Source organism: Nocardiopsis akebiae (assembly GCF_018316795.1).
In the GTDB taxonomy this organism is placed as follows: Bacteria; Actinomycetota; Actinomycetes; order Streptosporangiales; family Streptosporangiaceae; genus Nocardiopsis; species Nocardiopsis dassonvillei.
In genome coordinates, this window is record NZ_CP074132.1 from 6,213,107 (window position 1) to 6,239,904 (window position 26,798).

The following is a 26,798-nucleotide window of genomic DNA, read 5'->3' on the forward strand; positions in this document are numbered from 1 at the left end:
ACTGGCAACCCCGTTCTGAGTAAGCGGAGCGAAGCGCCAAGATCTTCTCGGTTTCAACCTCATACTGACTTCCACCCGAAGGGTCCAACTCCCGCATCCGCGAGAAGAAATCCTCTCCCGCATCGATCACATCCCGAGCAAAATCCCACTCCTACACCCGGGTTGAGTTATCAAACTTCCCCGACCGGGAACTGATGGATACGTGAAGCAGATCCGGAGCAATCCTCTTCATCTCCAATTTTATTGGCTGATCGGGAAAATACGTGTGCACCGATTTGCTCGAAGCAAGCTCTTCCAGAGAGTTGAGGATGTAGGCCCACAGTTGATCGATGTAATCCCACATGGAAGGAGTGATCAAGGAAGTCCCGTTTACGGTCAACTCCAGAGCGCCCTCTAGGTAATCAGTGCCACCGACCGGACCCGTCCATTCTTGAACAGGCACGAAGGTTCTATCCTTTTTCCTAAGAAGTGATTCGCCCCGAACAGACACGACACTCCAGACAGTCTCGGGTGACATCTACGCCTTCATGCGGCTACTTCAATATTCCGACTTTCCCCGCTCCATCAGCTTGGCTTCCTTCAGCTTTTGCATCAGCCATTCAGGGATCTCGCTGACAAGGCGAGGAAAATAACGAATGTCTTCGTAGAAGGTCCGAGGGTCGATGGGATTTTGAAATACAGGAGGAACGTCGTACTCAAAATCTGTCTCAGAGACCCCGGTGGGTTCGACCACAGTCCAAGCGTTGTACCAGGTTCCCTTGCCACGCTGGTGCATGCCGGTTCGGAGCTTGTTGTAGAGGACGCCAACTTCAGGAGGAAGGGGAATCAACTCGGTGGAACCGTCCACCCTTGTCTTCTCAGCTCGAAGAGAGGACACACTGACAAGACCGGAAAACCTGATCTTTACATCCACCCAGCCTTCATCGCGGTTCTCACGAAGCACCAAATCAACGATACTCTGCAGGGCCTCGTTCTGCTCTTTAAGATTCATCATCGTCACCAATCAACCCTGAGTGAATATCGCCGAGCTCCTCAGCGAGCGCCCTTTCCAAGTTATCAAGGACCCAGTCCTCTTTGAGGGGCGGGCGGTTAGGGTAGTATACATCATCTTGCAATACGCCATCGATCCAATGCCTCACGAATAGCGCCTCAGGCGGGCCGCCACTGGCGGACGGGATGACCCGCATATCCACTTCCACCCTGTGCCCAGCATCAAGCTGCTCTCTCCACCTTCCTTCCATTGCATAAAAGTTCCTGCGCCAATCGTCACCGGCGGGATTCTGGTTGATCCATTCCAACTGCGGAAAAAGATTGAGAGTTTGACCGCTTCCCCCGAACCCTGTGCCGAAGAAATGACCGCCGTTCCAGGGGATCTGCGCAAATACGTCCTTAAGAGGATCCCGAGCATAGTACTCCTTCCCTTTCCCGCCCTCTCCCCTCTGCTGCTCATCATGCCTGTAATCATCGTTGCTGGGAATCTGCCTCAGCTCACCATAAGCACGTACCGTTTCACCATCCCCATCAGTCTCATAGTTGTAGTAATGACCAGGGTGTCTTTGCACCTCGACTTGGTACTCGGCATCCTTCCTTGGCTCAGCAAGTTCGGGGTTCCACCTACCAGACTCCCCGGGATAAGTCTTGACCTTCGACACGCGACCACCATCATTGGTTGTGAACTCCCCGCGAAGGCCGCCCTTCTTGTCAAAAACAATATACTCTTCACCAGGAAGCAGGTTGCGCCTGGCGCCAAACTGCGTATACATCCCCGGCACAAGCTTATTGTTTTTATTTCTCACCTTCTTTCCATTCTCATATTCGTAGCGAACCTCGATCTGGTTCAGAGAGTTTCTGTAGTTACCGTCTTCGTCAACCCTTCTTGCATTGCTTCCCTGAGGACCGGCCGGGGCCGTCTGTGCAGGTTCAGAAGGGTTCCCGTTTGGCCCCTCGCCTCCTCGGCCAGCCACCCCGGTGCCTCCATTGGAGGAGCTACGTCCCGGGCTTTGACTGCTATCGGTGTCGCCACCACCGCCGGGTGTGAAAGCGGTGTTGGAGGTGCCGTCCTGGGGCGTTCGGGGCGGGCCGCCGCCATTGCCCGAGTTCGGGTCGTGGGAGGCCGTGATCCCGAAGTCCTCGTTTCCGAAGCCGCCGAAGTCGGAGTTCTGCGGACCTCCCACGTTGGCGTCGACCAACTGGTTCACGCGCAACCACTCAAGTTGCCTTTCGGCGGGCAGGGCGCGGAACTCCTCCACCGTGTCGACGACCTGCCGCGTCGTCCGTTCGACGTCCCGCTCGTACTCCCGCTCGATCTCCCCCGCGTCCAGACCGAGGGAAGAGAACAGCCTGTCGTTCGAGGCGGCGCCGGAGCTCTCGTCCGTCGTGACATCCAGCGGCCGGTGGACGTCCACGTCGGAGGGTTCGGAGTTCAGGTCCGCGACGGACCGGTCATCGCCGGGCACACCGGAGTCCCCGGCGACCGGCGCGGTGACGGGACGCTCGGCCCCCGGTGCACCCGGCTCCGGAACGAAGACCGGCAGGTCCGAACCACCGCCCCCGCCGGAGACACCACCCGGAACACCACCGCCCACCGAGCCGCCCGCCGAGAAGCGCTCGATCATCGCCGACAGGTCCCCGAACTCCGCCCCGAAACCCTCCGTGGTGTCGGAGAAGTCCCCGCTGATGTCACTGAACGTCTGCGACAGGCTGAACCCCGGCCGCGCCGCCGCGCCCGGCTCCCACACCACCTCGGGCCGGTCCACCGGGTCGAGGTCGGGCAGACCCGAGCCGCCCCGGCTGAGGTTGGCCAGGATCGTCCCGCCCCTGGCCGGGAGGGACACCACGGCCAGCGCCGCGTTCCCGGCCCCGGTGTAGACCGTGTACGCGGGCCGGTCCTCCCACTCCCGCCACGGCACGATGTCGTGCACCACCTCGGTCCAGGCCGCACCCGCGTTGGCCCGCCACGTCTCGCCGGAGCGCTCGCCCGAGTCGAACGGGTTCATCCACCCGTCCTCGCCGTAGAGCCCGGTGAGCGAGCCGAGCCCTTCGATCGTCTCCCGCTTGTTCGTGAAGAAGTTGTCCGTGGCCTCACCGACGCTGTCGGCCCACCCGCTGCCCTCGCGCCACAGGCCGGTCCAGGCGACCGCCCCCACGCCCACGTCCCAGAGCATGCCGGGACCGAAGTTGTCCCACTGGGCCATGAAGGCGTCGGTCGCCCAGTCCGCGGGCCAGGGCTTCTCCGAGTACTCCAGCTGGTGCCAGGTGTCCTCCATCACCCGCTGCCAGTCGGCGAGGCTGGTGAGGTCGTAGGCCACGTCCGGCACGTCGTCCGGGTCCAGGCCGTAGACGATCTCACCCGCGCCCGGTGCTTCTCCGCTGGCCGCGACGTAGGTGTTGCCCGAACCCGAGACGGCCGAGATGGCGTTGGCGCAGGTCCGCTCCGCCTCCTGGAACGTGGCCCAGACCCCGTTGACCTGGAGTTTCAGCCTGCGGTTCTCCGCGTAGTCGAGGGGATTGCTGCTCCAGTTCTCATCGCCCCTCATCTCCTCGGCGAAGGTCGTGGCCTCGTCCTTGAGTGCGCTGAGGGTGGTCTTTGCGGTCTGCGCCGCGTCGGCGAAGGTGTCCAGCGCGCTGGCGACCGTGGTGACGTCGTCCAGGATGGTCCCGCCCTTGGCGGCCACCGGGCCCATCGCGGCGAACAGGGTCTCGGACTCGGGCGCGGTGTAGTGGGGCTGCAACCCCTGCCAGGTGGACTCGATCCCCTCCCCTCCCTCCGCGACCTCGCCCGCGGCCGTGCGCATGGCCGAGACGGCGGCCTGGAGGACCTCCACGGAGGTTCCGGGGATCGGGATGGCGTCGGGGACGATGAGGATCTCGAAGTCCAGGTCCAGCGGCTGCTGGTTGCGGGGGTCGGGGACGGGACTCATCACGTCGACGGGAGGCACGTCAGCTCCGGGAATGGTGGGGGAACGGGGGCTTCGGGGGCGGGGTGGCGACCGGGGGGAACCGGTGGGGCCGGGGACGCACGCGCACGGCGGGGGCCGGGGGCGGCCCCCGGGTCACACGGGAGGGTTGAGGGGGTCGTAGGTGTCGATCGAACCGGCGTTGCCCTGCGCCTCGGCGGCCATCTCCTCGTCGCCCAGGAGGTAGGCGTCCACGGCGAGCGCGCACCCCTCCATCGCCGAACCCGCGCGGGCGACCATCTCCTCGGCCATGCCGCCGACGTGCTCCAGGAAGTAGTACAGCTCCGACTCCACCGGCCCGCTGCACGCGGCGGTGGCGGCGCCGAGGATCTCGTCGCCGGTGGTGGTCAGCGAACCGTCCAGCGCGTCGCCGCCGCCGTCGCCCACCCGGCCCAGCACGTCGTTGAGCACGACGCCCACCGAGGGCGCGTCGATGTCCCAGCCGCTCATCGGTCCTCCTCGTTCGTCGCGGGGGCGGGGGCCGCCGCCCCCGGAGCCGGACCGCCCGCCGTACCGTCCGCCGGAACGGTGGCGTTGGCCGTGGCGGTGGCGCTCCCCGGGGCCGTACCCGTCACGGCCGCCGACTCCGCGGTCGCCGTGCGGCCCGCACCACCGGAGAAGAGGTCGGCCCGGAAGCCGGTCGGCGGCTCGGCGGCGCAGCCGTGACCGGAATCGGCCAGTTCGCGTTCCGCACGGACGATGCCCGCCTCCATCCGGTGGATCGCTGGGCGGACGGCCTCGATGATCCTGGTCAGGCGGGTGCCCAGCTCCTCACTGCGGTCACGCATACGCGCGGCCAGTTCCTCGTGCGCTCCGGGGACGGGGAAGCCGGGTGCGGAGGGCACGGAGGTGGAACCGGCCGCGGCGCCTGCCGCCGGCGCCGGAGCCTCCGGCGGTTCCGCGGGCTCCACCAGCTGGAACTTCACGTGCTCCCCCATCCCCCACACGCCCGGGCACCCGTCTCTACGCTGCCCCTTTGTGCGTATTATGCCGGTATCCAACGACAGACAGTGATGCGTTTTTCGCACAGGATGTCCGTCTCGGTACCGCGTTCCTTGACACGGTGCGCAACGGTCCCTCCCGGCCCCGACCCTCCCCCGATCCCCCCGAACCGCCAAGGAGAACGGTTGAGCTACGACGTGGTGGCCCTGCTCGCCGCGGAACCCGGCATGCGCGCGATCTCCCGGGCCCTGCGCGAGACCGGCCCCGAACTGCTGGTGCGGGCGCTGGACGGCGGCAACGTCCTCCAGCTGTGCGGCGCCGACCGCCGCGTCCTGGCCGCGCTCGAACCCGCCCAGCTGGTCGAGTCGCGCGACGAGGTCGCCCGGCTGCTCGGTGAGGAGGCCGCGGTGAACCTCCCCGAGACCTGCTGGTGGACCGAGATCCGCGCCCGCCCCGACGAGGCGGGGCGGGAGGCCGCCCACCGGCTCGCCGACGCCCTCGCCCTGCGGCTGGGCGGCAGCGTATGGACCTCGGGCCGCGCCGACTTCTCCCTGTGGGAGGAGACCGGGCACCCCGCCGTGGAGGCCGCCGTCGAGAAGGCGGTGGTCGTCGCCCAGGACCGCGAGGTCGTCCCCCTCTCCTCCTGGATCCTCGACGCGGTGTCCGTCCACGGCGCGCGGGGCACGGCGTTCCAACTGCTCACCCCGAGGACCTCCCGGCTCACCTACGCCCTGCGCACCCTGATCACCCAGCCGCTGGCCCGCTGGGTCGTGCGCGGCGGGGACGGCGCACATTTCGACGGCGTCAGCGGCGTCCCGCTGCGCTGGGACCCCGTGCACGCCTACGTTCCCGTTCCGCCGGAGGAGGGCGCGCCCGAACCGGCTGAGGGGTTCCTGGACGACTCCCCCACGGACGAGCACCTGGTCGTGGACCTGTCGGTGCGCCACCGCGCGTCCTTCGCCCCTCCCCTGGGCCGGGCCGTGGAGGTGGTCGCCGAGCACCTGGCCGGAACGCTGCCCGCCGGGTGGGGCGAGCACGAACCCGCGCTCGCCCCCTGGGACCGCGAGCGGCTGGTGCGGCTGGTGCGCCACCGTGCGCCGAAGGGATCGATCCTCCAGTTCTCCGGACCGCACGCGACGGGTCACCCGTTCACCGGCGGCGTCCGCGTGGGCTGGGACGTGGGCCGGGGCACCGAGCGGATCTCCATGGCCGTCGGCTACGGGGAGGGGTCGGCTCCGCCCCTCGACGGGCTCCCCGGCCTCGTGGCCGCCCTCGCCGCGGAGGACCTGCTGGACGTGCTCCACGTGCGCGGGGCGCGCGGACGCCGCGACGTCACGTACGGACCCCGCTGGCACGGGCTCGCGGTTCCGGTCGGCACGGCCCTCGGGCCGGACGGGGTTCGCCGTGCGGGCGTGGAACACGCGCTGCGCGGACCGCTCCCCGGCACCCTGCTGGGCGGGGAGGAGGCGCCTGCGGTCTGGTACCCCGTGCCCGAGGAAGCGCCGCGCCACCTCAGGAGCCGTGCCGTGGCCGCGCAGCTGCGGCACCTGGCGGCGGCGTCCGACGGGGCGTCCGGCCAGGGCTCCCGAAGCGGTCCCTGACCCCCGGACGCAGCCCCCGGCCCGGCTCCCGTCCCCCTACCCCCGACCCGGACCCGGCCCGCGGGGCTCGCTCCCCGGCCGCCGCGGCCCCCGGCCCCGGGCCTCCGGGCCCGCCCCGGCCCCGTGACCGCTGCGGGCCGTGTCGCCGGAGGCGGGAATCCGGCGCGCACCGCGGCCGCATAAACACGCTGTAGTGCGCGAATACTCCAGCGGCGATCCCTCATGTGGCACCCCTCTCCACCCGATTAGGATGAAGAGGATCAGCCCGAAGCGGCCGGAATCCCCACCGTCCCACGCACCCGGATCACGATCTCCCGAGTACGACAGTCCTGCCGGAACCGGCCGCGTATCCGCTGCTCACACCGCCCTTAGCCGGGGGCGGGCCCGGGCTGGCGACGCCAGGAGGGAAGCCAGGACGACCGCCCCCGCCCCGCCACGAAGCACTAATTCCACCCATACCGGTAATTCAATGCCTACAGCCGCATTCCTCTTTTAACGCGCTTTCGAAACGCGCACGCGCAGCGGCCACCAACGAAGGAAAGGTGAACGATGGACGGCCAGATCGAGCTGGCGGACCACTTCGAACGCTCCCGTAGACATCTGCGCGGAGTCGCCTTCCGCATGCTCGGGTCGGCCGCCGAGGCGGACGACGCCCTCCAGGAGACGTGGATCCGGGCGTGCCGGGGGGACTTCGGCGAGGTCTCCAACATGACGGGGTGGCTGACCACGATCGTCGGACGCGTCTGCCTCGACATGCTGCGCTCGCGCAAGAGCCGCCGCGAGGAGTTCATGGACGTCAGCGACATCGAGCCGCTGCTCGCCCAGGACCGGATCGCGGACCCCGAGGGCGAGGCTGTGCTGGCCGACTCCGTGGGACTGGCCCTGCTCGTCGTGCTGGACAGGCTCAGCCCAGCCGAGCGCGTCGCCTTCGTCCTGCACGACCTGTTCGCCGTCCCCTTCGCCGAGATCGCCGAGATCGTCGAGCGCACCCCGACCGCGGCCAAGAAGATGGCGAGCCGGGCGCGGCAGAGGGTGCAGGGCACCACGAGCGTCCCCGAACCGGACCTCACGCGGCAGCGCGAGGTCGTGGACGCCTTCCTCGACGCCTCCCGCGCGGGCGACCTGGACGGCCTGCTGAAGGTCCTGGCCCCCGACGTCGTGCGGCGGGCGGACCCGCAGGCCCTCCGGCTGCGCGAGCCCGCGGTGCTGCGCGGTGCGCGCCAGGTCGCCGGGGAGACCGCCAACAACGTCCGCAGGACCCGCTTCGCCCGTCCCGCGCTCGTCAACGGCATGCCCGGAGCGGTCGTCGCCCCCGGCGGTCGGCTCCTGTTCGTACTGGAGATCACCGTCCGCGGCGACCGCGTCAGCGGGATCGAGATCATCGGCGCCCCGGAACGCCTGCGGGAGCTGGAGATCTCCGTGGCCGACCCGGCGTAGCGGTGACACAGCGCACACCGGCCGCGACGTCCGCCGACCGGGCCCGGGCCCGGCGGGCGGGCGGCCGCGGCGGTGTCGGCGCTGCTCGCGGCCTCTTTCCCGAACCGTCCGACGATCCCCGACCCCTCCCTCCGGTCACTTTTCCCCGTAGCTCTCCGTCATAGGGGTAGGAGCACTCAGCGACGACATCCACGGGGGACGAGTCGCGTGCCCCACCGCATCCGCACACGGACCCCGCGCCCGGAGCCGCGCGGGACACGACGGCCACGCGCCGAACGGGGGAAGAACGATGACGTCTTTGCTGCACCTGGACTCCAGCCACTCTGACCACTCGGTGAGCAGGTACCTCACCGGCCTGTTCGCTAGGGAGTGGCGACGGCTGCACGGGGACGGGGGGTACCGCTACCGGGACCTGGCCGCCGAACCGGTGCCGCTGGTCACCGCCACCTACTGCTCCTTCGCCCAGCGGGTGGAGAGGCGGGGGACCCTGCCGCCGACGGCGGTGACGGCCATGGCCGAGTCGCCGTCCGAGGAGCGGGAGTGGGCGGGGACCCTGCCCCTGATCGAGGAGGTCCTGAACGCGGACACCCTGCTGATCGGCCTCCCGATGTACAACTACACGGTCCCGGCCTCGCTCAAGGCGTGGATCGACAGGATCACCTTCCCCGGCGCCTTCAAGGACTCCCGCACCGGGGAGTCGCTGCTGCGCGACGCCCGGGCCGTGGTGGTCGCCGCGCGCGGAGGGGGCTACGGGCCGGGTTCGCCCAAGGAGGCGTTCGACTTCCAGACGCCCTACATGCGCATGTACCTGGAGGGCCTGGGCATCGCCGGTGAGAACGTGCACGTCGTCCAGGCCGAGATGACCAGGGCCTCGGACGTCCCCGAACTGGCGGAGTTCCAGGACATGGCCGCGCGCTCCCTGGCGGAGGCGGAGGAGCGGGTGACCCGCCTGCCCGCGCTGCTGGCGCCGCGCGAGCCCGCCGTGCGCTGACACGGAGCGGCGCCCGGCCGGCCGACCGGGCCGACCGGGTGCCGCCGCCGTCAGGCGGTCACCGCCGAGGGGTTGCCCTTGAGCATGAAGCCCTCGTAGTCGGCCGCGGCCACCTCACCGAGCTTCTGGCGGTAGTTGCCGAGCCCCGCGAAGTAGAACAGGACCCGCTTCTTCCTGCCCGGGATGTTCGCCCCGAAGATCCAGGAGTTGACCTTCGGGAACAGGGAGTGGTCGGCGATCTGCGCGCACAGCTCGGTCCAGCCCTCCTCCGCCTCCGGGGTCGGCTCGATGGAGGTCAGTTCCCGCTCCTCCATCATCCGGACCAGATCGGTGATCCACTCGACCTGGGTCTCGATGGCCGTGGGCAGGTTGCTGAAGACGCTGTTGGGGCCGTAGACCATGAACATGTTGGGGAAGCCCGAGACGTTGACCCCGAGGTAGCTGGAGGGCGCGTCCCCCCAGTGGTCCTCGATGGTCACGCCGCCCCGGCCGCGGATGTCCATCTGCCGGTAGCTGCCCTCGACGGCCTCGAAGCCGGTCGCGAAGACGACGACGTCCAGCTCGTGCTCCACCCCGTCCTCGGTCACGATCCCCGTGGGGGTGAACTCCCGGATCGGGGTCTCCTTGAGGCTCACCAGGCTGACGTTGTCCCGGTTGTAGGACTCGTAGTAGTCCTCGTTGCAGACCGGGCGCTTGGCGTAGTAGTCGGTCGGCTGGAGCTTGCGGGCGGTCTCCGGGTCCTTGACGATCTCCCGGATCTTGGACCGGATGAAGTCGGCCGCCGCCTCGTTGGCCCGCGGGTCGAAGATGATGTCGGAGAAGGTGCCGAACATGAAGCGGAAGCCGTTGCCCCGGTCCCAGTTCTCCTGGAAGACCCGCTGGCGCTCCTCCTCGGAGACGCTCATCGCGGCGGTCTCGCTCTCCTCGAAGCCGCACGCCACGCGCGACTTCTTGGCCTGCTCCCAGACCTGGTCGTAGCGGCCGCGCAGGTCGGTGAAGTAGGCCTCGTCCACCTCGGTGTTGCCCGAGGGCACGTTGTACTGGGGGGTCCGCTGGAACACGGTGAGCTGCCCGGCGAGCTTGGAGGCCGCGCAGATGAACTGGGTTCCGGTGGAGCCGGTGCCGATGACGCCGACCCTCTTGCCCTCGATGTCGAGGTCGTCGGGCCAGGAGCCGGTGTGGACCAGGCGGCCACGGAAGCTGTCGCGGCCTTTGAACTCGGGGAAGTGGGAGGTGGACAGCGGCCCGAGGGCGGTCACCACGTAGCGGGCGGTGAGGGTCTCGCCCCCGCTGGTGGTCGCGGTCCACAGGGCGTCGGCCTCGTCGTAGACCAGCGTCTCGACGCCGGTGTTGAGCTGGATGTCCCGGGCGAGGTCGTGCCGCTCCACGACCGCCTCCAGGTAGCCCAGGATCTCGGCCTGGGACAGGTAGCGCTTCTTCCAGGTCCACTCCCGCAGCAGGTCGCGGTCGAAGGAGTACTGGTAGATGAAGCCCTCGCTGTCCGACATGGCGCCGGGGTAGCGGTTCCAGTACCAGGTGCCACCGACCCCGCCCGCCTTGTCGAAGACCCGGACGGACAGGCCCAGTTCGTTGCGGAGCTTGTGCAGCGCGTAGATGCCGGCGAACCCGGCGCCGATGACGATCGCGTCGAGATCGGTGTTCTTCGGGTTGGTCACGGGACAGTTCCTCACGATCGTGTGGGGGAAAGGGATGGTGTTCGAGCGGGGGTGGGGTCCGGACCCCGGCGGGGTAGGGCCGGGGACCCGGGAACGCCGGGCTGGGGCAGGTGCCCGCGTTGTCGGTGGGGGCGCCGGGCCGGGGTGAGGGGCCCGCGCCGCTCGGGGGGACGTCGGTGGACGTGGCGGGACGACGGGGACGGCGTGGGACGGCTCAGGGCTGGAGCCGCACGACCTCCCAGCCGTCCGGGGTGCGGTCGTAGCGCAGCCTGCGGTGCAGCCGTTCGCGGTCGGCGGCCCAGAACTCGACCGTGTCCGGTTCGAGGCGGTAGCCGACGAACCGTTCGGGTCTGGGCAGGGAGTGGCCGCCCTCCTCCGCCAGCCTCCGGGCCCGTTCGAGGAGGCCCGGCACGTCGTCGAGGGGCTCGCTCTGCCGGGACGCCGTCGTCATCGGGTACAGCTGCGGCGGCCGGGCGGCCCAGAGCCGGTCCGACTCAGCCTCGGGCAGCGGCTCCACCGGCCCGGAGACGATCACCTGCTGGGCGGTCTCGCGCCAGTACAGCAGCCCGGAGGCCCAGCCGGTGGCCGCGATCTCCCGCCCCTTCTGACTGGAGCTGTGGGTGGTGAAGACGAGGCCCCGGTCCGACACGTCGATGACGGCGACCATCCGGTTGGAGGCGCGGCCCTTGGCGTCCGCCGTGGCCAGCGCCAGGGACAGCGGTTCCCTCACCTGCCTCTCCCTGGCCGCGTCGACCCACTGCCCGACCAGCCCCATGGGGGCGGCCGGAGGCGTCTCGTACTCGGGGAAGCCCCCTTCCATCTCACCGGTCAGGGTCTCGAACCTGCTGCTCACGCGTGCTCCCGCGACTGTCTAGGGTCTGTTTTTTGAAGCGGTCTCAGCCGGTGGGGGGTTGGTTCGGGCGCCCACGGGGTTCTGGAGGGGCCGGAGGCGGGTTCCGGTGGGGGAACTGCGCCGTAGGCGTCGGTTGAGGGTGGTGGTGGGCGACGGGTGGGCGCGGGCGAACCCGCCGTAGGCGCCGAAGGTTCCCGTTCTCCGGGCGCCCGGACACGGACCGAAGCGAAGCGGAGGTCCAAAAAAACACCGCCTAGACGTAGATGGTCCCGCTGGCGACGGTGACGCCGCTGCCTTTGACCCGGACCTCGGTGACGCGGTCGCCGTTGCCCCTGGCACGGGCCCGCATCAGTGAGTGCCGCCCGATCTCCACGCCCTGGTGGATGTCGATCCACTGGCCGTACTGGGCGTGGCCGTGGCGGGCGACGTGGATGGCGAGCGGCCCCGCGGCGGACCCGGTCGCCGCGTCCTCGACCACCCCGTAGGCGGGGGAGAACATGCGGCTGCGCCAGTGCGTCCCGTAACCGGCGAAGCAGTTGGTCGCCATGTCGGGGAAGGCGGCCAGGGCGCGGTGGTCGGGATCGACCTCGGACAGCGCCGGGATGCTCCGCAGGCCGACGAAGACGTGCCGTGGGCCGTTGGTGTAGATCTCGACGGGGGTCTCCGGTTCGGGCACCCCGAGGGCGGCGAGCAGCTCATCGACCCGGTCGAACGGCTCCCAGGTCGGGATCGGCTGCTCCATCGCGGCGGCGACCACCTTGCCGCCGGCGCGTTCGAGGTCGAAGTCCACGATCCCCATGGCCGTCTCCAGCCGGAGCCGGTCCTTCTCGGCGGAGTCGCCGAGGGCGACCGCGGTGCCGAGGAGGGGGTGCCCCGCGAAGGGCAGCTCGTTGACCGGGGTGAAGATGCGGATGTGCGCGTCGCCGCCCTGCTTGGGGGGCAGCACGAACGTCACCTCCGACAGGTTCATCTCCCGGGCGATGCTCTGCATGCGCGGGGCCGAGAGGTCCTCGGCCCCGAAGAAGACGGCGACGGGGTTGCCCGCCAGGGGCTTGTCCGTGAACGCGTCGACGACGACGTAGGAGTGCGCCCTTTCCAGGAGCGCCGGACTACCGCTCATGCGTTCAACGTCCTTCCTATGAACGAACCGAGGATGTGGGGGCCGTTCTGGGTGAGAACGGACTCGGCGTGGAACTGGATGGAGGAGAAGCGCGGGCCCCGCAGGGCGTGCACCTCCCCCGAGGCGGGGTCGCGGCAGACCTCGACCGCGCCCACGCCGTCCACCTCGACCGCGTCCGCCTCCGACCAGGCCGCGAAGGTGTTGTAGAAGCCCACGCGCTGGCGGTCGCCGAAGAGGTCGACCTCCTTCTGCACGCCCTGGTTGGGCGAGGGGCGCCGCCGGATCTCGAACCCGAGCTCGGCGCTGAGGACCTGGTGGCTCAGGCAGACGGCCAGGAAGGGCCTGCGTTCGGCGAGCAGCGCCCGGGCCGCCGCCCGCATGTTGGCCATCTTGGGATGGGCGGGGTCGCGCGGGTCGCCCGGACCGGGGCCGAGCACGACGAAGTCGTAGCCGTCGAAGGAGGGGGCGTCGTCGTGGCGCACGACCGTGACGGACATGCCCATGTCGCGGCACTGGTGGTCGAGCATCGACGTGAAGGTGTCCTCCGCGTCGACGATCAGCGTCCGGCACCCGGCCAGCCCGGGGTACTCCGCGCCGCGCCGGTGGCCCTCGCCCAGCAGCCAGAAGTCGGCGATGTTGGCGTTGCGCCTGACCAGCGCGTCGCGGATGTCGGGATGGGTGTCCAGGCCCCCGGCCCCGCGGCTCTCCACCGCCGCGAGGAGCCCGGCGGCCTTGGCGTGGGTCTCCGCCACCTCAGACAGCGGGTCGGAGTGGCGGACGAGGGTGGAGCCGACGCCGATGGCCATCCTCCCCCGGTCGTCGATGTCGGCGGTGCGGATGAGGATCGACGAGTCCAGGGTCCGCTCGCCGGACGCGTCGCTTCCGACGAGGGCCAGGACGCCGCTGTAGTAGCCGCGCCCGCCCGTCTCGTAGTTCTGGATGACGCGGCAGGCGTTCTCCAGCGGGCTGCCGGTGACGGTGGGGGCGAACATCGTCTCCCGGAGGATGTCGCGGACGTCGCGGCGGGTCTCCCCCTCGATGAAGTACTCGGTGTGCGCGAGCCGCGCCATCTGCTTGAGGTGGGGCCCCGACACGTGCACGCCCGGCTCGCAGATGCGCGTCATCATCTTGAGCTCCTCGTCCAGGACCATGTAGAGCTCGTCCGACTCCTTCTGGTTGGCGAGGAAGTCCATGACCTCGGGCAGCGAGGGGCCCGAGGGGGGATAGCGGTAGGTGCCGCTGATGGGGTTCATGGTGGCGAGCCCCCGCCGGAGGGTGACGTGGCGCTCGGGGGTGGCGCCGACGAAGGTCCGGTCGCCGGTGTGGACGACGAAGGTCCAGTAGGCGCCCACCTCGACCCGGAGCAGTCGGCGGAAGACGGCCAGGGCCTTGTGCGGGGTGTAATCCCCGATGTCGGCGACGAAGGAGCGCCTGATCACGAAGTTCGCGCCCTCGCCCTCCCCGATCACCTCCTTGACCACCCTGCGGACGGTCTCGGCGTAGTCCTCGTCGCCGACGTCGAAGCGGCCGCCGGACAGGGCGACGGGCAGGTCGGGGATGAGGTCCAGGGCCTGGGAGACCGGCAGCGTCTCCTGGCCGGTGACCGTCATGACGAGCAGGGGCGCCTCGTCGTCGTTGCAGCCGAAGCCGCGCTCGGTGATCTGCCGGTAGGGGATGAGGGCCAGCACGTCGTGGCGCTCCGCGCCCCCGTCCCTCCCGGTCAGGTCGGGCAGGGGGATGTCGGCGGTCTCCGGGACGGCGGACACCTCTCCGGTCAGCACGTCCACGCGGCCGGGTCCGTCGCCGCCGGAGCGCACGAGCAGGGCGAAGGGGGGCGGCCGCTCCGTCCCCAGGACGGTGCGCAGGAGTCCGTCCGCCTCCGCCCCGGGCCGTGGCGCCGTGTCAGGCGCGTTCACGCGAACACCTCCTTGGCCGGCAGCACGACCGCGCAGCGCTCGGCGGCGTAGCGGACGGCCATGCGGTGGTAGTCGGCGTTGAAGTCCGCGACGGCGTCGGCGACCAGGAAGGTCTGGATGTCGTTGGTGTAGGCCTCGACCGCCGTCATCAGGACCCCGACGTGCGCGTACACGCCGCAGACCACGAGCTGGTCGCGCCCGGCCGCCCGCATCCGCTCCAGCAGGTCCGACTTGTGGAACGCGCTGTACCTGAGCTTGGTGAACGTCCAGTCGTCGGGCGAGGGGGCCAGTTCGTCCACCACGAGCCTGTCCTCGGGGGACCTGCGCATGCCCGGCCCCCAGAAGTCCTTGAGGAGGCCGCGCTGCTCGTCGCTCATGCTGCCCGGCTGGGCCGTGTAACCGACGGGGACGCCGAGCCGGGCGCCGCGGTCGCGCAGGAGGGCGATGTTGCCGACCAGCTCGTCGCGCACCTGTTCGGGGAAGGGTTTGAGGAAGAAGCGCTGCATGTCGTGGACGAGGAGGACGGCGCGGGAGGGGTCGGGCACCCACCGGGCGGTGTTCTCGGGGAGGTCGCCGGCGGCGGGGAGCGCGTAGGGCTCGATGGCGGGGATACCGGGCATGTTCGTCCTTTCCGATCGGTTCCTACGGGTCAGTCGCTCCAGGCGGAGATCACCGAGACCGCCTGCCAGAGGGTGAGGCGGGGGTCGCAGAAGGTCGTGTAGCGCTCGCCGACCCGCGGGAACCCGCTCGTGTCGGTCACGCACTCGGTCACGTCGTCGGGGGTGGTCTCCAGGTGCAGGCCGCCGGGGACTCCCCCGGCGGACTCGACCGCGCGGACGAAGCCGCGGACCTCTCTCCTGAGGTCCTCCACGACCCGGGTCTTGTGGCCCTCCGGGGTCCGGACCGTGTTGCCGTGCATGGGGTCGCACAGCCAGATCACGGGGTGGCCCGCCTCGGCCACGGCCTCGACGAGCGGCGGCAGCCGGTCGGCGACCCGGTCGGCCCCCATCCGGGCTATCAGCGTCAGGCGGCCCGGCTCGCGCCGGGGGTCCAGCCGCTCGCAGAGGGCGAGCAGCTCGTCCTCGGCCATGGCCGGTCCGACCTTGCAGGCCACCGGGTTGGCGACCTCGGCCAGCAGGGCGACGTGCGCTCCCTCGATCTGGCGGGTGCGCTCACCGATCCAGGGCCAGTGGGTGGAGCCGAGCACCGGCCTGTCCGCCTTGGCGGTCTGCCGGAGCAGCGGCACCTCGTAGTCCAGGACCAGTGCCTCGTGGCTCGTCCACACCGGCGGGTCGCCGGCGGGCCGGGTGAACGATCCGCGCCAGCCGAGGTGCTCCATCACGTCGCCCGCGGCCATGTAACCGGTGAGCAGGCGCAGCGGATCGGCCTTCCTGCTCTCCGGCGTCGGCTCGGGACCGTTCACCAGGTGGCCGCGGAACACCGGCAGCACCAGTTCGCCGTCCTTCTCCGTGGGGCTGGAGCGGGGCTTGGCGAACTGACCGCCGATGCGGCCCACCCGCAGGACGGGCTTGTGGGTGATCATCCTGAGGGCTCCGGCCAGCATGTCGAGCAACGCGGCCTTGCTGCTGACGTGTCTCGCGCTGGACTCCTCCGGGTCCTCGGCGCAGTCCCCGGCCTGGACGACCAGGGACCGGCCGAGGGCCACGTCGGCCAGGAGCGAGCGCAGGGCCAGCACGTCCTCCGTCCTGACGAGGGCGGGCCGGGAGGACAGCACGTCGGCCACCCTCCGGACCTGGGAGGTGTCGCTCCATTCGGGCTGTTGCAGGGCGGTTCTGGTCTCGATGTCGGGCATCACGTTGTCCACGCGTCTCCATTGATCGGTTCTGTGTGCGTGCCGGAGTCGACAGCCCGAGCGGAATCCGAACCAGCCCTCGGGGTCAGGTCGGGATTCCCTCACGCCTGATCGTGGGAACGGGGATACCCAGGGCCCGCAGCTGGTCGAAGGGGTTCATGAACTCCCTCTGCTGCGCGATCTTCCCCTCCTCGAAACGGAAGGAGTGCAGGAAGTGGTTCGTGTAGTGACCCTCGGGGTAACCCTCGAAACGGATGGCTCCCTCGCCGTCGCATTCCACCCAGAAGAAGTCGGGGTCCTGCGTCTCGAAGATCTGGATATTGGTCCAGACCCAGTCGGGGAAGCATTTCAGCGACCAGACCGCGTGTTCGGCGAGGCGATTCCGGCCACGGATGACGATAGGCTCTCCGGTGTCATTGGTCCAGAGCCCTCCCACACCTTCTTCGGTGAAGAGGAGGTGACGCTTCAGCCGATCCTGCCCCCTCGTGTTCATGTATGTTTCCACCACGTCACGGTTGTGTTTCCGGATCGCGGCCTCGTCACCGTCGGCAGGAAACTCAAAGTTTTCGGGCATGGCAAACGACCTGGCCTTTCCATTTCTGTGTCGAATATTTCCCGCGGGAAACGCTGGGGGACGCCGGACGGGCCTCAGCCGGAGTCCGCGTCCTCACCGGGCACCAGGTAGGCGAGTTCCCGCAGCTCCTGGGAGCGCTGGAGGACGATGGCGCGGACGAGGGGCAGCCAGTGCTCGGGGATCGTCCTGATGATCTCGTCCCACTGCGAGCGTCCGACCTCGGTGATCGTCAGCATGCGCAGCAGGGTCCGACCGGCTTCGGTGGCACGCAGGGAGGGATCCCGGGCGAGCTTGCGAACGGCCGCCGCGGTCTCTCCCACCGCCGTGGACTCGGTGACCCGGGACCTGCGGTCCGGCTCGCGGACCGCGACAGACACGGGGGCGTGCTCCCCGCCGTTGCGGCGGAAGCGCTCCGGGATGGGGTCCTGGCCCCGGTCGACGCGCTTGCGGACGTCCCGGACCGTGCCCACCGAAAGGCCGCTCTTCCTGGAGACCTCACGCAGCGAGATCTCGGGGTTCTCGGCGAGGATGGCCGCGGCGCTGCGTCGGCCCTCGACGCTGCTCAGCGGCCTGGCCCTTCCGTCCATGCCCACCCTGCTCTCCGCGGCGGAACCCCCCTCGCCCGCCTCCCGGCGGAGCCTGGCCACCGTCTTGGCGTTCAGCCCGGCCCTCCTCGCGATGGCCCGGTCGGACCAGTGCGGATGGGACAGGACGATGCGTTGGGCGGAGGTCCTGCGTTCGCTCAGGGTCAGCGGAAGCCCGTGCCCCACGTTGAGCTGCACCGCGAGGACGAAGGCGTCCTCGTCGCTGCCGTCGAAGAAACGGGCCCTGATCTCGGTTTTCCCCCTCATGCGCGCGGCACGGATACGGTGCACTCCGTCGATCACGCGCATGGTGCGGCGGTGGACGAGGATGGGTTCGACACCGCTTCCCATTTCCGCGATCACACGGGCGTGGGCCGGGTCCTCCATCTTCTCGCGCGGAGAAAGGGAAGGGGCGAGGTCCGCGATCGGAACAATTCCCTGGGGTAGATCCCTGAGTATGTCAGCCACCTCGGGAAGCAGGTCACCGTCATTTCTCTGACCCTCCCCCAGTCCAGGGGCGGATGGGATGGTTTGGGCAGGCACAGTGAAATTTCCCTTCGTGAAGGGCATGCGAGCAGGGTGGACTCTCCAGAGGGGATCACAACCGGTTTCAGACTAGGTTGAGACCCGCAGCAGCGCCAGCGCGAAGCTGTCCGCAATCGGACAGCGGCGAAAACACGGGGCCGGGGCGGGCGTCCCGGAAAACCCCAGGTGAAAGCGGCCTGAGTGCGGCAGGGAGGGGGGAACCGGACACCTTCCCGTCCTCCGGCGACGGCGGGAGGGAATGTGTCCGGGCCCTTGTGAACTGGGGAGACGGCGTCAAGCACGGGCAGGCACGCGTGCACGGGCACGGGTCGCGCGGACAATCCGAGAAACACGGTCGGTTCCTTGCTTTTTCTCCGGATGAACGCTCCGCGTGACCTTTCGTGACACGGCGCGACTCCGCAGAAATGGCGTACTTCCGCGGACCCCGTTCTCTTCGGGCAGGAACACGGATCGGCGGCGCCCCGCGCGGCCGTTCGCCCTCTCCACCGACTCCGGTCACCTTCTCCCCCCGCCGTCCGTCATGGAGGTGAAGGGCGTCAGCGGACCGGCTGGGGAGAGGAGTGGGTTCATGACCGTCGCGGGGGCGCGGTTGGAGGGGCGGAGTCCGCGCGGAGCGGGGCGCGGGCGCGCACCGGGCCGCCGGTCGGCCTCCCCTGCGGGGGCGGAGGGGAGCGGGGGCCGGCACGGGGCCGGTGGAGGGGCGAGCGGCGGTGTGCGGCCGTCGCGTGAGTCCTCCGTCCGCCTGCACTACGGTTCCTCCGGCTGCGGACGCAGCCGCCCCGTCGGCCCCGAGAGGAAGCCCATGCTCACCCACCCCCGGCTCTCCGTGCTCTACACCAGCGACCAGCAGAGGACCCTGGACTTCCTGACGGAGGCGCTCGGTTTCCGGCTGGAGGTCGACACCGTCCACCAGGGCGGACAGCGCTGGGTGGAGGTGCACCTTCCCGGGTCGCAGACCAGCGTGGCAATCGCCCGGGTCGACCAAGGGCTCCTGGAGGAGATGAGGTCGCGGGTCGGCCGCATGGCCCAGGGGTGGTTCAACTGCGACGACCTCGACGCCGTGTGCGAGAACCTGCGCGGACAGGGAATCGAAATTCTGACGGAGCCGCAGGACACCGCGTGGAGAAAGGGGAACCGGTGGGCCCAGGTATCCGGTTGGGACGGCAACGTCTACGGCCTCATCGAAGGCGGAAGGTGACCTTGGGAGGCTCCCGCCGACAGGGGTCCGCGAATCATCCTTCCAGGTAAACCGAACCCCCGCGCCCACACCTAGGCAGAAAGGAGGCGGACGAAGCGGAAAGCGGCGGACACAAGGACAACCGGGCATTATCCCCAGTTGCACGGCCGGGACTCACCGGGGAGCTTTCGAAGGGAACTCGAAGCTCATCCGGCCGATTACCCTTGGCCATTGCCAGCCATTCCATCAAAAGGACCTGGTAGGCGCGTCGAATCCTTTTCACCCGCCTGCCGGAACAACGGCGGGGGTGGGGGGCGGCACCGCACCCGGCCGGACGCACGGGGGGCCGGTCCGCGGAGGCCGGTGACCGCCGCGCCCGCCTTCCGGTGATGCCGCAACCGCTATTACCAGGAAGTTCACTGGCGAAAGCACCGTCCGAGAGAAGTAGGGGCCCCGGGGACGGGCTCCGCCGAAGACCACGCGGAAGGGGGACCGAAGCGGAGAGGACGCCGGTCGAAAAGGTTCCAACGCCGTACCCGAACACGGAGCGCAGCCGCGGAAGCGGTCCACCGGAACACGGAACCGCGCCCCGCCCGGGGTGAATGCCCGACAGACACTCGAACGGGCTTCCCCCGGGGCGGCGGACAAAGCGACCGGGCCAGCCGCCCCACGCCGACAACCGGAAGTCGAACCGCGCACGAATAACAGGCGCACACCCGGGCAGCGCACATTGAAGAGCACTGCCACTCCAACCGGGGACGCCTGTTCATTCGGCGTATAAAAAAGCGCTTCCAACTTTTCCCAGAAATCCCTGGAACCACCTTTATTTCCGCATACCCCTTCTGCTAGCCTCCGTTTCATGAGTGAAACCGTTATTAGCGCAAACGACGGCCTCGCCGTCCTCGTCAACGTCTTCGAGGTGGAGAAGGAGAAGCAGCAGCAGCTCGTCGACGTCCTCAACGAGGGCACCGAGAAGGTCATGAAGAACCGCCCCGGGTTCGTGTCGGTGAACATCCTGGCCAGCCTGGACGGGACCAAGGTCATCAACCTGGCCCAGTGGAACAGCCCGGCGGACATCCAGGCGACCATGGCCGACCCCGAGGCCCAGGCCTACGGCAAGAAGGCCGCGGCGCTGGCCACCCCCGCGCCCGGCGTGTACTCGGTGGTCTCGACCCACCACGCCTGACAAAGGATCACAGGTCCTTCCTCCCCATCCTCCCTTGCGCGAGCGGGCGGGGGTCCGGAGCCGGACACGTGCGCGACCGGGAAGTCGGCGCACCGTCCGCCCGGGCCTCCGCCCGTCTCGTGTGCGGGCGCCCGGCTGACTCCCTTGGGTGATCGGCTCCCGCCGTGATAGCACCTCTGGTGCACCGGGACCCCGGGCCCATCGACCGCACCACCCGACGGGCGCGCGCGTGCCCGCAGACAACGCGGCCACCAGGTCGCAGGAAGCACGGAGGGCCGCCATGACCTCAGCCGATGGTGCCGACATCGTGATCGTCGGCGCCGGGATCGGAGGGCTGGCCACAGCCCTCGCCCTGCACTCCCACGGAATCAGCTCCACCGTTCTGGAAACCGCCGAGGAGATCCGGCCGCTCGGGGTCGGCATCAACGTCCAGCCCGCGGCGATCGCCGAGTTGACCGCCCTCGGCCTCGGCGACGCGCTCGCCTCGACGGGCATCCCCACCAGGGAGCACCTCTACCTCGACCACAGGGGCACCACCCTCTGGAACGAACCCCGCGGTGTGGCGGCGGGAAACGAGCACCCGCAGTACTCGATCCACCGCGGTGAACTCCAACTGCTCCTGCTGGATGCCGTCCGCGAGCGCCTGGGCCCCGGCGCGGTCCGCACCGGCCTTCGCCTGGAGTCCTTCGAGCAGACCTCGACGGGCGTGCGCGCCCTGGCCCGCGACCGGTCCGGCGGGGCCGCGGAGGTCACGGGAACGGCACTGGTCGGCGCGGACGGGCTGCACTCGCGCGTCCGCGCGCGGCTCCACCCCGACCGCACCGCCCTGTCCGGCGGAGGCGTCCACATGTGGCGGGGCCTGACCGAGCTGGACGGCTTCCTGGACGGGCGCACCATGATCGTCGCCAACGACGAGCACTCGGCCAGACTCGTCGCCTATCCGATCTCGGCCCGGCACGCGGCGCGCGGCCGAGCCCTGCTCAACTGGGTGTGCCTGGTGCCCTCCCCCGGCCTCTCCGTCGACGCGGACTGGAACGATCACGGGCGCATCGAGGAACTCGCCCCGCACTACGCGCACTGGGACTTCGGCTGGCTCGACGTGCCCGGCGTGCTCGCCCGCAGCGAGCGGATCCTCCAGTACCCCATGGTGGACCGGGACCCGCTGGAGCACTGGGGCGAGGGCCGCACGACCCTGCTCGGGGACGCGGCCCACCTGATGTACCCGATCGGGGCCAACGGCGCGTCCCAGGCCGTCCTCGACGCCGCGGCCCTCGCCGCCGAGTTGGGGGCCGGCGGCGACGTGGAGGCGGCGCTGCGGCGGTACGAGGACGTGCGGCTCCCCGCGACCAACGAGATCGTCCGGGCCAACCGCAGGATGGACCGTTCGGAGCGCTCGATGGCGGGGCGGACGGACCGGGAGAAGAGCACCCTGCTGGAGGCGGTCACCGACGACTACCGGGCCGCGGTCGAGCGGCTGGCGGACAACGGGGGCCTGGACGCCTCGGGCGCCCGCGCCCGCTGACTCCGGGCCCCCGTAGGGCCCTGGGGCCCGGCCGTGGGAGCACCACGGCCGGGCCCCTCGCCGTGCGGTCCCGCCCCTGGCCGGGACCGCACGCCGTTCCGCGGTCCCGCCTGTCCCGCCGGCCCCTCCGGTCCGGAACCGCGCTCGGCGTGCGTCACTCTCCGTAGTTTTTATGCGACCCTCTGAGAGGGTGCGGACACCCGCCGACCGGCTCCTCCGGTCGGCCCGCACGCATGGACCCGCACGACCGAGGGAGAGTCCTTCCGTGAAACCCAGCCGCCCGCTGCTCGCCCTGACGATGGGCACGTTGCTCCTACTCCCCGCCGGGGTCGCGACCGCCTCGCCCGCCGCGGAGGCCGACCACGCGCGCGTGGTCAGCGAACAGCCCGTGCAGTGGACGCCGCACGTCCTGGACGGCGCGGTCAAGGACATCCTGCGCGTCGGCGACGCCATCCTCGTCGCCGGAAGCTTCACACAGGTCAGCCGGACCGAGGGGGGCCGCGCCCACGACCTTCCCCACCTGTTCGCGTTCGAGCACGGCACCGGGCGGATCCTCCACGGGTTCGAACCGGAGGTGGACGGCACCGTCACCACGCTGGCCCCCGGACCGGACGGGACGGTGATCGCGGGCGGGGACTTCGGCTCTGTGGGCGGCCGGCCCGCCGACGGGCTGGCCCGGTTGTCGGTGGACGACGGCGACCGGGTGCCGGAGTTCGACGCCTCCGTCGACGGTGGCCGCGTCCAACGCATCGCCGGCGACGGCGAGCACCTGTACGTGGGCGGCAGCTTCTCGGGGGTGAACGGCGTGGACCAGCCCACGCTGGTCCGCCTCGACTCCGGGTCCGGCGAGGTGGACACCGGCTTCACGCCCGACGTGTCCGACGCGCGCCAGGGCGTGCTGAAGGTCCAGGAGCTGGCGCTGAGCCCGGACCGGCGGCGGCTGCTCGTCAACGGCTCCTTTACCAGGATCGACGGCCACGAGCGGCACCAGATCGCCATGCTGGACACCGCGAGCGGCTCGGTCACCCCGTGGTCGACGTCCGCCTACGAGGCGGCCTGCGACTACGAGGAGCTGCACACCTACATGCGGCGGATGGCCTTCTCCCCGGACGGCTCCTACTTCGCGGTGGTGACGGGGGGCGGTCCCTACGTCAGGCCGGGCCTGTGCAAGTCCGTCGCGCGCTTCGAGAACACCGACGCCCCGGGCTCGGAGCCCACCTGGAGCAACAAGACCGGCGGCGACTCGCTGTACTCGGTTGAGATCACGTCGGCGGCGGTGTACGTGGGCGGGCACCAGCGCTGGATGGACAACCCCGAGGGCGCGCTCAACCCGGGGCCCGGCTCGGTGGCGCGCGAGGGCATCGCGGCCGTGGACCCCGAGTCCGGCAAGGCCCTGCCGTGGAACCCCGGCCGGACGCGCGGCCACGGCGTGGAGGCGATGCTGGCCACCTCCGACGGGCTGTACGTGGGCAGCGACACCGAGCGCCTCGCCGACGAGTACCACGCCCGGCTGGGGATGTTCCCGCTCTCCTGAACAGGGGACCTCAGGAAACGGGGGCGTCCCTGCGGCGCCCCCGACGCCCGCCGGGCACCGGCGTGTCCACTCCCTTGAGCAGCTGGTGGACGCGCTGGTGCGAGAGGTCCACGACGTCGGCCATGGCCCGCTGTGTGACGCCCTCCCTCCGCATGGTCTCCAGGACCCGGGCGCGGGCCCGGTCGCGCTCGGCCTGGGACCGCCGGAACTCCTCCTCCGCCACGAGGTACTGGATGACGTCCTCGGTCACGTCCTCGCCGCCGAACTCGTAACGCCAGGTGATCGTGAAGTCCTCCGGATCGGTGTCCGTGAGGTCGGCGATGGCCTCGGGAACCTCGTCCTTGATCTCGGAGAAGTGCACGTAGTCGACCGTTCCGACGACGTGTTCGGGCAGCCCCGAGACACGTACGACCCAGAGGTCCTCGTCGCGGATGACGGTAGCCGTGTAGTCAGGCATCACTTCTCCATCCATTTCTCACCGAACAGGTGCTGCAAGCCGTCCTCCACGTCCTGTAGAAGGCCCCGGGACAGCTCCTTGGAATGTTGCGTGACCATGAAACGACCGACCTGTACTCCGCCTTCGCCCAGGAGGACGTAGGTCTGGTGTGATCCTTTGCCTCGTCCTTTGAGTTCTTCCAGGCGCAGGCCGTTCTTGCGCGCCATTCGGCGCACCAGGGCGAGCAGGACCCGCGCCTTCATCCGCTTGTTGACCATGAGTCTAAAGCTAGGCCGATTGCTACTCAAGCGCCTAGGAAACTAGATATATGACCCATGGAGTCGTAGGTTCCGGATTGCCGGAACCAGACCAAGGGTTCTTGGCCAACAACTCTTGGCCAAGAACCCTTGGACGTCTACAGTGGCCGTATGAACGACTCCACCCCCCGCGACGACGAGACCCCCTCCCAGGTCCCGGACCGCGCCCCCGACCCCTTCGCCCACGCGGCGACCCTCGACGCCCGCTCCCTCCGCGGGCTGGCCCACCCCCTGCGCATCCGCGTCCTCAACCTCCTCCAGCAGCGGGGGCCCGCCACCGGCAAGACCGTCTCGGAGTGGCTGGACGTCTCCTCCGCCTCGGCCAGCTACCACCTCCGGCAGTTGGAGGCGCACGGGTTCATCGAGGAGGACCCCTCCCTGGGCACCACGCGGGAGCGCTGGTGGCGCTCCAGGCACAAGGGCTTCCGCTTCCCCGAGCACCTGGACACCGACGAGCCCGAGCTGAGCACCGCCGTGCGCATGGCCCTGGCCGCCAGTTGGAGCGGGGAACTGGCCTCGGCCGTCAACCTGTGGGCGGCCCAGCCCGAGGGCTGGCGCGAGGCCCAGGTCATGTCCGGGCGGCGCACGGAACTGACCCTGGAGGAGCTCGCCGCCTTCCGGGAGGAGGTCCGCGCGCTCTTCGACCGCTACACGCGCGAGACCGGCGCCCCCGGCAGCCGACCGGTGCACGTCCAGTTCGCCGCCTTCCCCGACCCCGAGGACCGGGGACCGGGCACGGAGGACGGCGAGGGGGACGACGGGGCGACGGAGACGGGAGCGTGAGGAGCGTCGGCGGACTGGTCGCCGCCCAGGCCCTGTGCTACACCGCCACGCGGCTGGCGATGATCGCCATTCCCTGGTTCGTCCTGGAGACCACCGGCAGCCCGGCGTCCATGGGGGCGGTGGCCTTCTTCGAGATCGGCTCCTACACCCTGGCCCGGCTGCTGGGCGGACCACTGCTGGACCGGATGGGCCAGCGCGCGGTGAGCGTGCGCGCCGACCTCGTCGCCGCGGCGGCGGTGGTCTGCGTCCCGCTGCTGCACACGGCCGGACTGCTGTCCTTCCCCGTGCTCCTGGTGCTGGTGACGGTGATCGGCCTGGCCACCGGCCCCGCCGAGGCCGCCAAGGTCTCCATGGCCCCGGCCGTCGCCGAACGCACGGGGACGCGCCTCGAACGCGTCACCGGGCTCACCGGAACCGTGGACCGGCTGTCCACGACCGTCGGGCCGGTGGCCGCGGGCGGCCTGGTGTCCCTGCTCGGCGCGCTCCCGGCCCTGTACGCGAACGCCGCGCTGCTCGCCGCGGCGGCGGTGGTGCTGGCCGCTACCCAGCCCGGGGAGCGCCCCGGCCCGGGCGAGGACCCCGAGGCGGACTCGGGCTACCTGGCGAGGCTGCGCACCGGCTGGCGGGCGGTCTGGGGCGACGCCACGCTGCGCGTCCTGGTGGTCGTGCTCGCGGTCACCAACATGATCGACATGTCCGTGGCCTCGGTGCTGCTGCCGGTCTGGGTGGACGAGAACGGCATGGGCCCCGCGGTGGTCGGCCTCCTGGGCGGCGTGATGGGCGCGGCCTCGGTGGTGGGCTCGCTCGCGGCCACGGCGGTCGGGCACCTGCTGCCCCGGCGGGCGGTGTTCTTCGCGGGGCTGGTGCTGGCCGGGCCGCCCCGGCTGGTCGTACTGGCGCTGGACGTGCCGCTGTGGGCGGTCCTGGCGGTGTGGGGTCTGTGCGGGCTCGGGGGCGGGGTGCTCAACCCGATCCTGGGCGCGGTGATGTTCGAGCGCCTGCCCCGCCGCGCCGTGGGGCGGGGGACGGCGACGATCGGCGCGCTGACCCGGATGGCGGCGCCGCTGGGCGCGCCCGTGGCGGGCGCGGCGGCCGGGCTGCTCGGAGCGGCGCCGGTGCTGCTGGCGTGCGCGGCCCTCTACCTGGCCGCGGTCCTGCCGCCGCTCGTGGGCCGCGCGGCCGGGGGCCTGGACAGGCGCGGGACGGAGCCGGACCGGTCACCTGACGGGGCGGGCACGGGCTGAGGCACCGGCCGACCCCGGCTGAGGCACACGCACGCGGGCACGGGCTGAGGTGGGCGGGAGCGCGGGATCCGGCCCCCGGCCGCGGCGCGCCGGGGCGGCACCGGCCGCGCCCGGCTGAGGTTCGCGGGAGCGCGGGGCCCGGTCAGGACTCCCTGGCCGCGGTCGGCGCGTCCTCGTTCCTCGCGCCCTCCCCGGCCTCGTCCGCCTCGGCACCGGCTCCGGCGTCCGCCCCGGCCGGGGCCGCCTCCTGCTCCGACGCCTCCTGGAACCCGTCCTCGCGGGCGGAGGCGGCCGACAGGCGCGCGGACACGCCGTCCGCCTTGCGGCGCTCCATCCGCTCCACCGCGCTCGCGGAGATCCTGTCGCGCATCCCGGACAGCAGGACGTAGGAGGCGAGTCCACTGACCAGCCAGGCCAGGATGAGGGCGATCCACGCACGGGCGCCGAAAAGGTAGACCACTCCGAAGGCCGCCGCGAACAGCCCCAGGCGGGCGGCGGTATAGGTCAGCAAGCTACGCATCCAAAAGCCTCACAACAGACGATTACCTGGACTAGATTGGTCGCTACGCCCATCGGCGGCGCGGAACGCC

The 26,798-nt window shown here is 70.3% G+C and carries 24 protein-coding genes; 9 read left to right on the forward strand and 15 right to left on the reverse strand.

The window, feature by feature from the left end; all coding sequences use genetic code 11:
• Positions 1 to 538: 538 nt before the first annotated feature.
• The 4 genes from KGD83_RS28875 to KGD83_RS26615 form a co-directional block, all read right to left on the reverse strand.
• On the reverse strand, positions 539 to 1,000 hold the full coding sequence (locus KGD83_RS28875; protein WP_249352036.1) for a hypothetical protein: 462 nt from the start codon (positions 998 to 1,000) through the stop codon (positions 539 to 541).
• Entirely contained in the window at positions 981 to 3,938 is a 2,958-nt protein-coding gene (locus KGD83_RS26605; RefSeq protein WP_212641661.1) for a DNA/RNA non-specific endonuclease, read from the reverse strand. Before KGD83_RS26605 ends, KGD83_RS28875 begins: the two co-directional genes overlap by 20 nt.
• 114 nt (positions 3,939 to 4,052) lie before the next feature.
• Positions 4,053 to 4,406, reverse strand: a complete 354-nt coding sequence (locus tag KGD83_RS26610) for a DUF6507 family protein (protein ID WP_212641662.1) — start codon at positions 4,404 to 4,406, stop codon at positions 4,053 to 4,055.
• Complete coding sequence (locus KGD83_RS26615) at positions 4,403 to 4,744, reverse strand: hypothetical protein (protein WP_212641663.1); 342 nt, start codon at positions 4,742 to 4,744, stop codon at positions 4,403 to 4,405. Before KGD83_RS26615 ends, KGD83_RS26610 begins: the two co-directional genes overlap by 4 nt.
• Positions 4,745 to 5,083: 339 nt before the next feature.
• On the opposite strand from KGD83_RS26615, the gene KGD83_RS26620 reads away from it, so the two are divergent.
• From KGD83_RS26620 to KGD83_RS26630, 3 genes are all read left to right on the forward strand, one after another.
• Positions 5,084 to 6,499: a DUF6177 family protein gene (locus KGD83_RS26620; protein ID WP_212641664.1), complete on the forward strand. Its 1,416-nt coding sequence runs from the start codon at positions 5,084 to 5,086 to the stop codon at positions 6,497 to 6,499.
• A gap of 549 nt (positions 6,500 to 7,048) precedes the next feature.
• A complete protein-coding gene (locus KGD83_RS26625; protein ID WP_212641665.1) occupies positions 7,049 to 7,936 on the forward strand; it encodes a sigma-70 family RNA polymerase sigma factor in 888 nt (295 codons plus the stop codon).
• A gap of 289 nt (positions 7,937 to 8,225) precedes the next feature.
• Positions 8,226 to 8,927 (forward strand): FMN-dependent NADH-azoreductase, encoded by a 702-nt coding sequence (locus KGD83_RS26630; RefSeq protein WP_212641666.1) that lies wholly within the window; start codon positions 8,226 to 8,228, stop codon positions 8,925 to 8,927.
• A gap of 50 nt (positions 8,928 to 8,977) precedes the next feature.
• Here the strand turns inward: KGD83_RS26630 and KGD83_RS26635 are convergent, their stop codons facing one another.
• The 8 genes from KGD83_RS26635 to KGD83_RS26670 all read right to left on the reverse strand — a co-directional run bounded on the left by KGD83_RS26635 (position 8,978) and on the right by KGD83_RS26670 (position 17,814).
• Positions 8,978 to 10,603 carry a flavin-containing monooxygenase gene (locus tag KGD83_RS26635; protein WP_212641667.1) on the reverse strand — a complete coding sequence of 542 codons (1,626 nt, stop codon included), beginning with the start codon at positions 10,601 to 10,603 and terminating at the stop codon, positions 8,978 to 8,980.
• Positions 10,604 to 10,817: 214 nt separating this feature from the next.
• Complete coding sequence (phzG, locus tag KGD83_RS26640) at positions 10,818 to 11,456, reverse strand: phenazine biosynthesis FMN-dependent oxidase PhzG (protein WP_212641668.1); 639 nt, start codon at positions 11,454 to 11,456, stop codon at positions 10,818 to 10,820.
• Positions 11,457 to 11,709: 253 nt separating this feature from the next.
• Positions 11,710 to 12,576, reverse strand: a complete 867-nt coding sequence (locus KGD83_RS26645) for a PhzF family phenazine biosynthesis protein (RefSeq protein ID WP_212641669.1) — start codon at positions 12,574 to 12,576, stop codon at positions 11,710 to 11,712.
• Complete coding sequence (locus tag KGD83_RS26650; protein WP_212641670.1) at positions 12,573 to 14,492, reverse strand: anthranilate synthase family protein; 1,920 nt, start codon at positions 14,490 to 14,492, stop codon at positions 12,573 to 12,575. Before KGD83_RS26650 ends, KGD83_RS26645 begins: the two co-directional genes overlap by 4 nt.
• Complete coding sequence (locus KGD83_RS26655) at positions 14,489 to 15,112, reverse strand: isochorismatase family protein (RefSeq protein ID WP_212641671.1); 624 nt, start codon at positions 15,110 to 15,112, stop codon at positions 14,489 to 14,491. The genes KGD83_RS26650 and KGD83_RS26655 overlap by 4 nt, the downstream gene beginning before the upstream one ends.
• 29 nt (positions 15,113 to 15,141) lie before the next feature.
• A complete protein-coding gene (locus KGD83_RS26660) occupies positions 15,142 to 16,317 on the reverse strand; it encodes a 3-deoxy-7-phosphoheptulonate synthase (RefSeq protein ID WP_212641672.1) in 1,176 nt (391 codons plus the stop codon).
• A gap of 73 nt (positions 16,318 to 16,390) precedes the next feature.
• The gene (locus tag KGD83_RS26665) at positions 16,391 to 16,879 is read right to left on the reverse strand and encodes a PhzA/PhzB family protein (protein WP_212641673.1); all 489 of its coding nucleotides are present in this window, start codon (positions 16,877 to 16,879) and stop codon (positions 16,391 to 16,393) included.
• 74 nt (positions 16,880 to 16,953) lie between these two features.
• The gene (locus KGD83_RS26670) at positions 16,954 to 17,814 is read right to left on the reverse strand and encodes a ParB/RepB/Spo0J family partition protein (protein WP_249352037.1); all 861 of its coding nucleotides are present in this window, start codon (positions 17,812 to 17,814) and stop codon (positions 16,954 to 16,956) included.
• 997 nt (positions 17,815 to 18,811) lie between these two features.
• Between KGD83_RS26670 and KGD83_RS26675 the strand changes: the two genes are divergently transcribed.
• The 4 genes from KGD83_RS26675 to KGD83_RS26690 all read left to right on the forward strand — a co-directional run bounded on the left by KGD83_RS26675 (position 18,812) and on the right by KGD83_RS26690 (position 23,428).
• Positions 18,812 to 19,207, forward strand: a complete 396-nt coding sequence (locus KGD83_RS26675; protein ID WP_212641675.1) for a VOC family protein — start codon at positions 18,812 to 18,814, stop codon at positions 19,205 to 19,207.
• Positions 19,208 to 20,045: 838 nt separating this feature from the next.
• On the forward strand, positions 20,046 to 20,372 hold the full coding sequence (locus KGD83_RS26680) for an antibiotic biosynthesis monooxygenase family protein (protein ID WP_212641676.1): 327 nt from the start codon (positions 20,046 to 20,048) through the stop codon (positions 20,370 to 20,372).
• A gap of 280 nt (positions 20,373 to 20,652) precedes the next feature.
• Complete coding sequence (locus tag KGD83_RS26685; protein WP_212641677.1) at positions 20,653 to 21,894, forward strand: flavin-dependent oxidoreductase; 1,242 nt, start codon at positions 20,653 to 20,655, stop codon at positions 21,892 to 21,894.
• Positions 21,895 to 22,159: 265 nt separating this feature from the next.
• Positions 22,160 to 23,428: a delta-60 repeat domain-containing protein gene (locus tag KGD83_RS26690; RefSeq protein WP_212641678.1), complete on the forward strand. Its 1,269-nt coding sequence runs from the start codon at positions 22,160 to 22,162 to the stop codon at positions 23,426 to 23,428.
• A 10-nt stretch (positions 23,429 to 23,438) separates the two neighbouring features.
• Here KGD83_RS26690 and KGD83_RS26695 read toward each other — a convergent pair whose 3' ends face one another.
• Both KGD83_RS26695 and KGD83_RS26700 read right to left on the reverse strand, forming a co-directional pair.
• Positions 23,439 to 23,885, reverse strand: a complete 447-nt coding sequence (locus tag KGD83_RS26695; RefSeq protein WP_212641679.1) for a hypothetical protein — start codon at positions 23,883 to 23,885, stop codon at positions 23,439 to 23,441.
• The gene (locus KGD83_RS26700; RefSeq protein WP_212641680.1) at positions 23,885 to 24,142 is read right to left on the reverse strand and encodes a hypothetical protein; all 258 of its coding nucleotides are present in this window, start codon (positions 24,140 to 24,142) and stop codon (positions 23,885 to 23,887) included. Before KGD83_RS26700 ends, KGD83_RS26695 begins: the two co-directional genes overlap by 1 nt.
• 150 nt (positions 24,143 to 24,292) lie before the next feature.
• On the opposite strand from KGD83_RS26700, the gene KGD83_RS26705 reads away from it, so the two are divergent.
• Entirely contained in the window at positions 24,293 to 24,964 is a 672-nt protein-coding gene (locus tag KGD83_RS26705; protein ID WP_212641681.1) for a winged helix-turn-helix domain-containing protein, read from the forward strand.
• Positions 24,961 to 26,208: an MFS transporter gene (locus tag KGD83_RS26710; protein WP_212641682.1), complete on the forward strand. Its 1,248-nt coding sequence runs from the start codon at positions 24,961 to 24,963 to the stop codon at positions 26,206 to 26,208. Before KGD83_RS26705 ends, KGD83_RS26710 begins: the two co-directional genes overlap by 4 nt.
• Positions 26,209 to 26,350: 142 nt before the next feature.
• Here KGD83_RS26710 and KGD83_RS26715 read toward each other — a convergent pair whose 3' ends face one another.
• Positions 26,351 to 26,728, reverse strand: a complete 378-nt coding sequence (locus KGD83_RS26715; RefSeq protein WP_212641683.1) for a DUF4229 domain-containing protein — start codon at positions 26,726 to 26,728, stop codon at positions 26,351 to 26,353.
• Positions 26,729 to 26,798: the final 70 nt, after the last annotated feature.

Coding starts and splice junctions, on each gene's coding strand:
- KGD83_RS26610 (WP_212641662.1), bottom strand. CDS start 4,406: ATGAGCGGCTGGGACATCGACGCGCCCTCGGTGGGCGTCGTGCTCAAC.
- KGD83_RS26615 (WP_212641663.1), bottom strand. CDS start 4,744: ATGCGTGACCGCAGTGAGGAGCTGGGCACCCGCCTGACCAGGATCATC.
- KGD83_RS26625 (WP_212641665.1), top strand. CDS start 7,049: ATGGACGGCCAGATCGAGCTGGCGGACCACTTCGAACGCTCCCGTAGA.
- KGD83_RS26630 (WP_212641666.1), top strand. CDS start 8,226: ATGACGTCTTTGCTGCACCTGGACTCCAGCCACTCTGACCACTCGGTG.
- KGD83_RS26645 (WP_212641669.1), bottom strand. CDS start 12,576: ATGAGCGGTAGTCCGGCGCTCCTGGAAAGGGCGCACTCCTACGTCGTC.
- KGD83_RS26655 (WP_212641671.1), bottom strand. CDS start 15,112: ATGCCCGGTATCCCCGCCATCGAGCCCTACGCGCTCCCCGCCGCCGGC.
- KGD83_RS26665 (WP_212641673.1), bottom strand. CDS start 16,879: ATGCCCGAAAACTTTGAGTTTCCTGCCGACGGTGACGAGGCCGCGATC.
- KGD83_RS26670 (WP_249352037.1), bottom strand. CDS start 17,814: ATGGGAAGCGGTGTCGAACCCATCCTCGTCCACCGCCGCACCATGCGC.
- KGD83_RS26675 (WP_212641675.1), top strand. CDS start 18,812: ATGCTCACCCACCCCCGGCTCTCCGTGCTCTACACCAGCGACCAGCAG.
- KGD83_RS26680 (WP_212641676.1), top strand. CDS start 20,046: ATGAGTGAAACCGTTATTAGCGCAAACGACGGCCTCGCCGTCCTCGTC.
- KGD83_RS26685 (WP_212641677.1), top strand. CDS start 20,653: ATGACCTCAGCCGATGGTGCCGACATCGTGATCGTCGGCGCCGGGATC.
- KGD83_RS26695 (WP_212641679.1), bottom strand. CDS start 23,885: ATGCCTGACTACACGGCTACCGTCATCCGCGACGAGGACCTCTGGGTC.
- KGD83_RS26700 (WP_212641680.1), bottom strand. CDS start 24,142: ATGGTCAACAAGCGGATGAAGGCGCGGGTCCTGCTCGCCCTGGTGCGC.
- KGD83_RS26705 (WP_212641681.1), top strand. CDS start 24,293: ATGAACGACTCCACCCCCCGCGACGACGAGACCCCCTCCCAGGTCCCG.
- KGD83_RS26715 (WP_212641683.1), bottom strand. CDS start 26,728: ATGCGTAGCTTGCTGACCTATACCGCCGCCCGCCTGGGGCTGTTCGCG.